Source organism: Actinomycetospora sp., assembly GCF_055612215.1.
Genome location: NZ_JBVPVA010000206.1, coordinates 1 through 7574, shown reverse-complemented (window position 1 = coordinate 7574; position 7574 = coordinate 1). Strand labels below are relative to the sequence as shown.

At 74.1% G+C, this 7574-nt stretch carries 9 protein-coding genes; 3 read left to right on the top strand and 6 right to left on the bottom strand.

All coding sequences use genetic code 11. The annotated features are described in order from the left end of the window. The 5 genes from AC0CYZ_RS05675 to AC0CYZ_RS05655 all read right to left on the bottom strand — a co-directional run. Window positions 1-250: hypothetical protein (locus tag AC0CYZ_RS05675; protein ID WP_472213178.1), on the bottom strand; the 250-nt coding region annotated here is incomplete at its 3' end. Beyond that, complete coding sequence (locus AC0CYZ_RS05670; protein WP_472213176.1) at window positions 247-864, bottom strand: RNA polymerase sigma factor; 618 nt, start codon at window positions 862-864, stop codon at window positions 247-249. The genes AC0CYZ_RS05675 and AC0CYZ_RS05670, both read right to left, overlap by 4 nt. Window positions 865-907: 43 nt before the next feature. Next, window positions 908-2638, bottom strand: coding sequence for a dihydroxy-acid dehydratase (gene ilvD, locus AC0CYZ_RS05665; RefSeq protein WP_472213174.1), 1731 nt, complete (start codon window positions 2636-2638; stop codon window positions 908-910). A 40-nt stretch (window positions 2639-2678) separates the two neighbouring features. Next, window positions 2679-3092, bottom strand: a complete 414-nt coding sequence (locus tag AC0CYZ_RS05660) for a VOC family protein (RefSeq protein ID WP_472213172.1) — start codon at window positions 3090-3092, stop codon at window positions 2679-2681. An 88-nt stretch (window positions 3093-3180) separates the two neighbouring features. After that, entirely contained in the window at window positions 3181-4137 is a 957-nt protein-coding gene (locus AC0CYZ_RS05655) for a TauD/TfdA dioxygenase family protein (protein ID WP_472213170.1), read from the bottom strand. Between the two features lie 763 nt (window positions 4138-4900). Here AC0CYZ_RS05655 and AC0CYZ_RS05650 point away from each other — a divergent pair. Further along, on the top strand, window positions 4901-6115 hold the full coding sequence (locus AC0CYZ_RS05650; protein ID WP_472213168.1) for a thiolase family protein: 1215 nt from the start codon (window positions 4901-4903) through the stop codon (window positions 6113-6115). Then, the gene (locus tag AC0CYZ_RS05645) at window positions 6112-6810 is read left to right on the top strand and encodes an SDR family oxidoreductase (protein ID WP_472213166.1); all 699 of its coding nucleotides are present in this window, start codon (window positions 6112-6114) and stop codon (window positions 6808-6810) included. The genes AC0CYZ_RS05650 and AC0CYZ_RS05645 overlap by 4 nt, the downstream gene beginning before the upstream one ends. 5 nt (window positions 6811-6815) lie before the next feature. Here AC0CYZ_RS05645 and AC0CYZ_RS05640 read toward each other — a convergent pair whose 3' ends face one another. Continuing rightward, window positions 6816-7346 (bottom strand): hypothetical protein, encoded by a 531-nt coding sequence (locus AC0CYZ_RS05640; RefSeq protein ID WP_472213163.1) that lies wholly within the window; start codon window positions 7344-7346, stop codon window positions 6816-6818. 12 nt (window positions 7347-7358) lie between these two features. Here AC0CYZ_RS05640 and AC0CYZ_RS05635 point away from each other — a divergent pair, with 12 nt between their 5' ends. Continuing rightward, on the top strand, window positions 7359-7544 hold the full coding sequence (locus AC0CYZ_RS05635) for a hypothetical protein (protein ID WP_472213161.1): 186 nt from the start codon (window positions 7359-7361) through the stop codon (window positions 7542-7544). The last annotated feature ends 30 nt before the right edge of the window (window positions 7545-7574 follow it).

Sequence of the window (7574 nt, the reverse complement as noted above, 5' to 3'; positions counted from 1 at the left end):
GGCGGCCGAAGCGGCGGCGGTAGGCCGCCTGGAACTCCTGTCGGGGCATGAACCCGTCGTCGGGCAGCTCCGCGGCGGCGCGCAGGAAGCTGACGCCGTCGCGGGTGCTCGCCACCCAGACCGGGCCGATGAGGCTGTCGGCGCGGAGCCGGCCGTCGAAGAGGCGGTCGGTGAGGTCGGGGACGTCGGTCGGGGCGAGCCCGGCGAGGCGGGCGAGCACGGAGTCGGGATCGGGGTCGGTGCTGGTCATCGTGGTCCTCCGGGGTCGTCGACGAGGGCGCGCAGCCGTGCGAGGCCGCGCGACACGTGCGACTTCGCCGTGCCCACCGGGCAGCCGAGGACCTCGGCGACCTCGGCGAGCGGCAGGTCGGTCACGTGGCGCAGCACGACCGCGGTGCGCTGGGTCTCGGGGAGCCGGGCGAGCAGACCGGCGAGGTGCTCGGTGGCCTCGCGGTGCTCGGCGTGCTCCTCGACGCTCGGGCCGGGCACGGGTGAGTCCGGCGGTGGCGCGCCGTCGGTGCGGGGCCGGCGGGCGGCGTCGCGGACCTGGTTGCGCCGGACGTTGACGACGATCGTCAGCAGCCACGGCCGCGGCGCGAGCGTGGCCAGCCAGGCCGCTCCGTGGTCGTCGGCGAGGTGGTCCGCGAGCGAGCGGTAGGCCCGCAGCAGGGCCTCCGCGGCGAGGTCCTCGGCGTCGGCGCGGTGGCCGGTGGTGCGCAGGGCGACCGCGAACACGAGCCCCTGGTAGGTCCGGACGAGCTCGGCGAACCCGTCGTCGAGATCGCGGGCCAGGGCCGCCACCACCCGCTCGGCGTCGGGGTCGGTGTCGGCGACCCGGGCCCCGGTGGCGGTCGGCGTGCTCATGTCCCGGTCAACACCGCCGCGGCCGGGTCGGTTGCAGCGCCGGTCAGTCGAACCCGACGACCGCGCCCTGCGCCGCCGACCCGACCAGCCGCGAGTACTTGCCGAGCACCCCGGTGCGGTGCTTGAGCGGCGGCGGGGTCCAGTCCGCGCGGCGGCGCTCGAGCTCGTCGTCGTCGACGAGCAGGTCGAGCGTGCGGGCGGTGAGGTCGAGCCGGATGCGGTCGCCGTCGCGCACGAACGCGATCGGCCCGCCGTGGGCGGCCTCCGGCGCGACGTGGCCCACGCACAGCCCCGTCGTGCCGCCGGAGAAGCGGCCGTCGGTGAGCAGCAGGACGTCCTTGCCGAGTCCGGCGCCCTTGATCGCGCCGGTGACGGCGAGCATCTCGCGCATGCCCGGCCCACCGCGCGGGCCCTCGTCGCGGATGACGACGACGTCGCCCGGCTGCAGACCGTCGGGCCCCGAGGACTCGACAGCCGCCATCGCGCCCTGCTCGCCGTCGAACACGCGGGCGGTGCCCTCGAAGGACGCGGTGTCGAACCCGGCGGACTTCACCACCGCACCGTCGGGGGCCAGCGAGCCGCGCAGGATCGTCAGGCCGCCGGTCGGGTGGATGGGGTTGGAGAGCGGGCGCAGGATGTCGCCGTCGAGCGGCTCGGGCGCGAGCTCCTCGAGGTTCTCGGCGAGGGTCTTCCCGGTGACGGTGAGGCAGTCGCCGTGGACGAGCCCGGCGTCGAGCAGCGCCTTCAGCACCACCGGGACGCCGCCGACCCGGTCGACCGTGTTCATCATCCAGCGCCCGAACGGCTTGACGTCGGCGAGGTGGGGGACCTTGTCGCCGATGCGGTTGAAGTCGTCGAGCTCGAGCGGGACGTCGGCCTCGCGGGCGATCGCGAGCAGGTGCAGCACGGCGTTCGTGGAGCCGCCGAAGGCCATGACGACGGCGATCGCGTTCTCGAAGGCCTCGCGGGTCATGACGTCACGCGCGGTGTGGCCGCGGCGCAGCATCCCGACGACGGCGTCGCCCGACTTGCGCGCGAACCCGTCGCGGCGTCGATCGGCGCTCGGCGGGGAGGACGAGCCGGGCAGCGCCATGCCCATCGCCTCGGCGGCGCAGGCCATGGTGTTGGCGGTGTACATGCCGCCGCAGGCGCCCTCGCCGGGGCAGATCGCGCGCTCGATCTCGTCGACCTTCTCGCGGGTGATCAGCCCGCGCGCGCAGGCGCCGACGGCCTCGAACGCGTCGATGATCGAGACCTCCTTGCCGTCGACCATGCCGGGCATGATCGAGCCGGCGTAGAGGAAGACGCTGGCGAGGTCGAGCCGGGCGGCGGCCATGAGCATGCCGGGCAGCGACTTGTCGCAGCCCGCGAGCAGCACGGTGCCGTCGAGGCGCTCGGCCTGGACGACGGTCTCCACGGAGTCGGCGATGACCTCACGGCTGACCAGCGAGTAGTGCATGCCCACGTGGCCCATGGAGATGCCGTCGGACACCGAGATCGTCCCGAACTCCATCGGGAAGCCGCCCGCGTGGTGCACGCCCTCCTTGGACGCCGTGGCGAGGCGGTCCAGCGAGAGGTTGCAGGGGGTGATCTCGTTCCAGCTCGACGCGACGCCGATCTGGGGCTTGGAGAAGTCGTCGTCGTCCATCCCGACGGCGCGCAGCATGCCGCGCGCGGCGGCCCGCTCCATCCCGTCGGTGACGTCGCGGCTGCGGGGCTTGACGTCGTGCTCGGTGGTGGTCGAGGCGCCGGCGTCGGCGGTGCGGTTCGCCATGGGAGGACCGTAACGCGCCGGACCGACAGCGTGCTCCGCGTCAGCGCGGGGTGGCGGCGAACTTCGCGAGCGCGGCGTCGGTGGCGGGCTCGAACAGGTTCACGAGCGTGCCGTCGGGGTCGCGCAGGAGCAGCGAGCGGTTGCCCCACGGCATCGTCGTCGGCGCCTGGACGACCTCGAGGTCGTCGTCCGCCGCCAGCGCGGCGAACCTGCCGTCGAGGTCGTCGACGAGGAACTCGACGATCGCCGACCGGTTCGCCGCCGGGCTCGCGACCTCGGGGCCGCCGAAGAGCGCGACGGTCCGGGTGCTCCCCACCGCGAGCGTCCCGGAGGTCGTGCGCAGCTCGGCGAAGTCGTCATTCGCCCACCACGCCTCGACGCCGGTGACGCGCTCGTAGAAGGCGACGAGGCGGGCGACGTCGTCGGTGATGATCCGGACGGACACGAGGTTCACGGCGGGAGCTCCTCTCGGCGACCCGGCGGTTCCGGGCACGGGAGGAACGGTAGGAAGGGTGGCGGTCAGGTTCCGTCCGCCTCGGCCGTCAGGCTCCCGCCACCGGGACCGGCGCGGGGATCGGGGCCGGCGTGGTGGCCCGGCCCGCGTAGGTGCCCGAGTCGCCCGCCACCGCGACGCTGTGCTGCCCGGACAGCGAGACCGGGACGTCACCGGCGACGGTGACGCGGTGCATGCGGCGCGGCAGGTCGTCGTAGTCGTCCACGGCGTAGTGCTGGGTGGCGCGGTTGTCCCAGAGCGCGATGTCGCCGGGCGACCAGCGCCACCGGACCGTGTTCTCCAGGCGCGTGATGTGCCGCTGGAGCAGGTCGAACAGCGAGCGCGAGTCCTGCCCGTTGACCTCGAGGATCCGCGAGACGAACTGTCCGAGGACGAACGCCGGCTCCCCGGTCTCGGGGTGCACCCGGACCACCGGGTGGTGGGTCTTGTAGATCGTGGAGACGAACTCCTGCTGGTACTCGGCCGACGCCATGGTCGGTTCGACGACGGCGTGGCAGGTCGCGTAGTCGTAGTCGTTGCAGTGCTCGGCCCACAGGTCGTCGACGAGCCGTTGCATGTGGGTCGGGAGGGTCGCGTAGGCCCGGGCGGTGTTCGCGAAGACGGTGTCGCCGCCGTAGGGCGGGAGGACCTGGGCGCGCAGGGTCGTGAAGGCGGGCGGCCGGTCGACGAACGTGACGTCGGTGTGCCAGCTGTTGGCCTTGTTCCCGCGCTCGGAGTCCACCGGGAGGATCGCGGCCTCGTCCAGCCCGCCGGTGATCGTCGGGTGTGCCGTCGTCAGCGGCCCGAGGCGGCGGACGAAGCCGGCGTGGGCCGCGTCGTCGAGGTGCTCCTGCCCGCGCAGGAAGACGACCTTGTGCTCGAGGATCGCGGCGCGGACGTAGGCGACGACGTCGTCGGGCAGGTCGGGGCCCAGGCGGATGCCGGTGATCTCGGCGCCGAGCGCACCGGCCACCTTCCGGGTGTCCAGGGAATCGTGGGCGGCCATGGCGGACCCTTTCACGTCGAAGCGCGGGGAATGCGCGCGCTGACGAGAACCCGCGCGCGCGAAGAAATCGCGAAGAATTGCTCAGGGCAGGGCGGTGATCCGCGAGACCTGCGGGAAGGACCGGGGCGAGCGCGTCAGCCGCGACAGAGCGCGGCGGCGGTCAGCAGGAGATCGATGTGCACACGGGAGGTCAGCGGCACCGTCACCGGCTCCGGGCTCGAGCCCGTGGTCGCCACGGGGCGACGCTCGGTGGAATGCACGGCGCGACCGGGTCCCTTCGTCGACGACCTCTTCGGTCACCGAAGCATACGCCGGGCCGGCGGCACAAGCTCCTCGACGGCCGTCACGTCGAGAAGTGTCGGCCGCCGCGGCCGCACTTCCGCCGAATCGTTCCGGTGTCGGTTCCCATGTGGACGTGGGCGGCGGCGCCGGTGTGGCTGCCCGCCCTGGTCGGGCGCAGTCCGGACCCGCCCACGACAGGCACACCACGCAGCTCGACGGCTCGCCCGGGCCGCGTGGTGTGCCTCTCGCCTGGCGGACGGCGCGCTCGGGTCCGGGTCCATCTCGGCGAGGGGCCCTGGGCGCAGGGACGGAGTGCCCCGAACCTGCCCCCCGTGCCCCTGATCGAGGCGGAGGACGGTCGCCGACCCGCGCCGTCCATCGGGCGTGACGCAGGTCGCTTGACGCTGCCCCCGGCGAGGAGGAAGTTCGGGACCATGCGGTCCGGGACCGATCGGTCCGCCACAGTGGAGGAGGGGTCGTCATGCGGGACGCGGTGATCGTGGACGCGGTCCGGACGCCCGTCGGCAAGGGCAAGCCGGGCGGGGCGTACGCCGAGGTCCATCCCGTGGAGCTGCACGCGCACGTGCTGCGCAGTCTCGTGGAGCGGGTGCCCGGCCTTGAGCCGGGCGAGGTCGACGACGTGATCGGCGGCGCGGTCGGCCAGGTCGGCGAACAGAGCGGCAACACCACCCGGTTCGCGGCGCTGGCGGCGGGCTTCCCCGAGTCGGTGCCGGGCGTGACCGTCGACCGGCAGTGCGGGTCGAGCCAGCAGGCGCTCTCGTTCGCCGCGCAGGGCGTGGTGGCCGGCGGGTACGACATCGCGATCGCCTCGGGCGTGGAGTCGATGTCGCGGATCCGGATCGGCAGCCAGACCGAGGTGAACGGCGTCGCGCAGGACGTGACGGGGCCGTCGGTGCGCGAGCGCTACGCGCCCGGCCTGATCCCGCAGGGCGTCAGCGCCGAGCTGATCGCCCGCCGGTGGGGGCTGAGCCGGAGCCGGCTCGACGAGTTCGCGCTGGCCAGCCACCAGAAGGGCGCGGCCGCCTGGTCGGAGGGCCGCTTCGCCGGGGAGGTCGCGCCGCTGAAGACGACGCGGGCCGACGGCACGGTCGCGCAGCTCGAGACCGACGAGACGGTCCGCCCGGGCACCACGCTCGACGCCCTGAGCGGCCTCCGGACCCCGTTCGCCGACGAGCGCTGGACCGCGCGGTTCGGCGACATCGACTGGACCGTCACCGCGGGCAACGCCAGCCCCTACAACGACGGGGCGGCGGCCCTGCTGGTGACGACCTCCGACATCGCCCGGGAACGCGGGTGGACCCCGCGCGCCCGGGTGCACACCGCCACCGTCACCGGTGACGACCCCGTCTTCATGCTGACCGGGATCATCCCGGCCACCGCGAAGGTCCTCGCCCGCGCCGGGCTGACGATCGCCGACATCGACGCCTTCGAGGTCAACGAGGCGTTCGCGTCCGTCGTGCTCGCCTGGCTCGCCGAGACCGGGGCCGACCCGGCCAAGACCAACATCAACGGCGGCGCCATCTCGATCGGCCACCCGCTCGGCGCCAGCGGTGCGCGCATCGCGACCACCCTGCTCGGGGTCCTCGAGCAGACCGGCGGGCGCTACGGCCTGCAGACCATGTGCGAGGCCGGCGGGACGGCCAACGCCACCATCGTGGAGAGGATCGTGCGATGAGGATCGCCGGATCGACCGCACTCGTCACCGGCGCCGGGCGCGGCCTGGGGGCCGTGCTCGTCGACGCCCTGCTCGCGCGCGGCGCGGCCACCGTGTACGCGGCCGCCCGCGACCCGCGCGCGGTCGCCCACCAGGACCCGCGGGTGATCCCGCTCCTGCTGGATGTCACCGATCCCGCCACCGTGCGGGCCGCGGCCGAGCGGGCCGGCGATGTCGACCTGCTGGTCAACAATGCCGGGGTCGCCGGGAACGGGTCGCTGCTCACCGGCGACCCGGAGCGGGCCCGGGCCGAGATGGAGACGAACTTCTGGGGACCGGTGTCGGTGCTGCGGACCTTCGCCCCGGTGCTCGCCCGCAACGGCGGCGGAGTGGCGGTGAACGTGCTCTCGGCGCTGTCCTGGCTGACCGCACCCTTCACCGCGTCGTACAGCGCCTCGAAGGCCGCCGCGTGGTCGTTCACCGGCTCCGCCCGCGCGGAGCTCCGCGCCCAGGGGACCCAGGTGGTCGGCGTCCACCTCGGGTACATGGACACCGACATGGTCGCGGCCCTCGACGTCCCGAAGATCGCACCGGAGGACGTCGCGCGCCAGATCCTCGACGCCGTCGAGAGTGGTGCCGAGGAGGTGCTCGCCGACCTCCCGAGCGAGCGGGCGAAGGCAGCGCTCTCCGGGGCACCGGCGGGTCTGGAGCTCTGAGCCCCTCAGGGTCCGGCGCGGCTGGTGTAGGTGTGTCCGGTCGGGGTGGTGGTCCGCACCGTGTGGGGCTGGTCGCCGAGCCCGTCGTGGACGACCTCCACCTGCCAGCCGGGCATCTCCCGCACGAAGTTCCCCCGGGCGCAGACCCCGCGGCCGTTGGTGAAATTGGTCGGCCCACCGGCCCGGGACTGGCGGATGTGGTCGTGGTGGCGGATCGGCGCATCACAGAACGGGTCGCGGCAGCGCCCGCCGTCGCGAAGATCGATCAGCGCGGCGAGGAACCCGTCGAAGCGCCGCCGCTGCGACTCCCCGCCTACGAGGGTGCCGGTGTCGGGGTGGGCGAACAGCCGCCGCCACCACCGCTTCCCCGCGGTGGAGCGCAGCAGGTCCCGCACGATCCCGGCCGGCAGCGGGCCGTGCCCGACCAGCTCCCCCGTGGCGGGGCTGTCCGGGTCGGCCAGTGCGTCGAGGGGGAGCACGATCCCCACCTCGACGTCCACGTCCTGGGCGCGGGCCTGTCCGGTGAGGCGTTCCACGAGGGTGTCGCCATGACCTGGTCCCGGCTGCGGGCGTCCCCGGCGGCCACGGTGGCGTCGGCGTGCTCGTGCAGTGCGGCGAGGCAGGCGACGCCCTGTTCGACGGGCAGCAGCCCGGAGAGCACGGCCATGGTGTCCGGGGCCGGGCGCAGCGTGACCCGCCGGTCCTTGCGCGCCTTCCGGCCGCGCTGGGCGTAGCCGGCCTTGTCGGTCTCGTAGGCGACCTTC

Coding starts and splice junctions, on each gene's coding strand:
- AC0CYZ_RS05670 (WP_472213176.1), bottom strand. CDS start 864: ATGAGCACGCCGACCGCCACCGGGGCCCGGGTCGCCGACACCGACCCC.
- ilvD (WP_472213174.1), bottom strand. CDS start 2,638: ATGGCGAACCGCACCGCCGACGCCGGCGCCTCGACCACCACCGAGCAC.
- AC0CYZ_RS05655 (WP_472213170.1), bottom strand. CDS start 4,137: ATGGCCGCCCACGATTCCCTGGACACCCGGAAGGTGGCCGGTGCGCTC.
- AC0CYZ_RS05650 (WP_472213168.1), top strand. CDS start 4,901: ATGCGGGACGCGGTGATCGTGGACGCGGTCCGGACGCCCGTCGGCAAG.
- AC0CYZ_RS05645 (WP_472213166.1), top strand. CDS start 6,112: ATGAGGATCGCCGGATCGACCGCACTCGTCACCGGCGCCGGGCGCGGC.
- AC0CYZ_RS05635 (WP_472213161.1), top strand. CDS start 7,359: ATGACCTGGTCCCGGCTGCGGGCGTCCCCGGCGGCCACGGTGGCGTCG.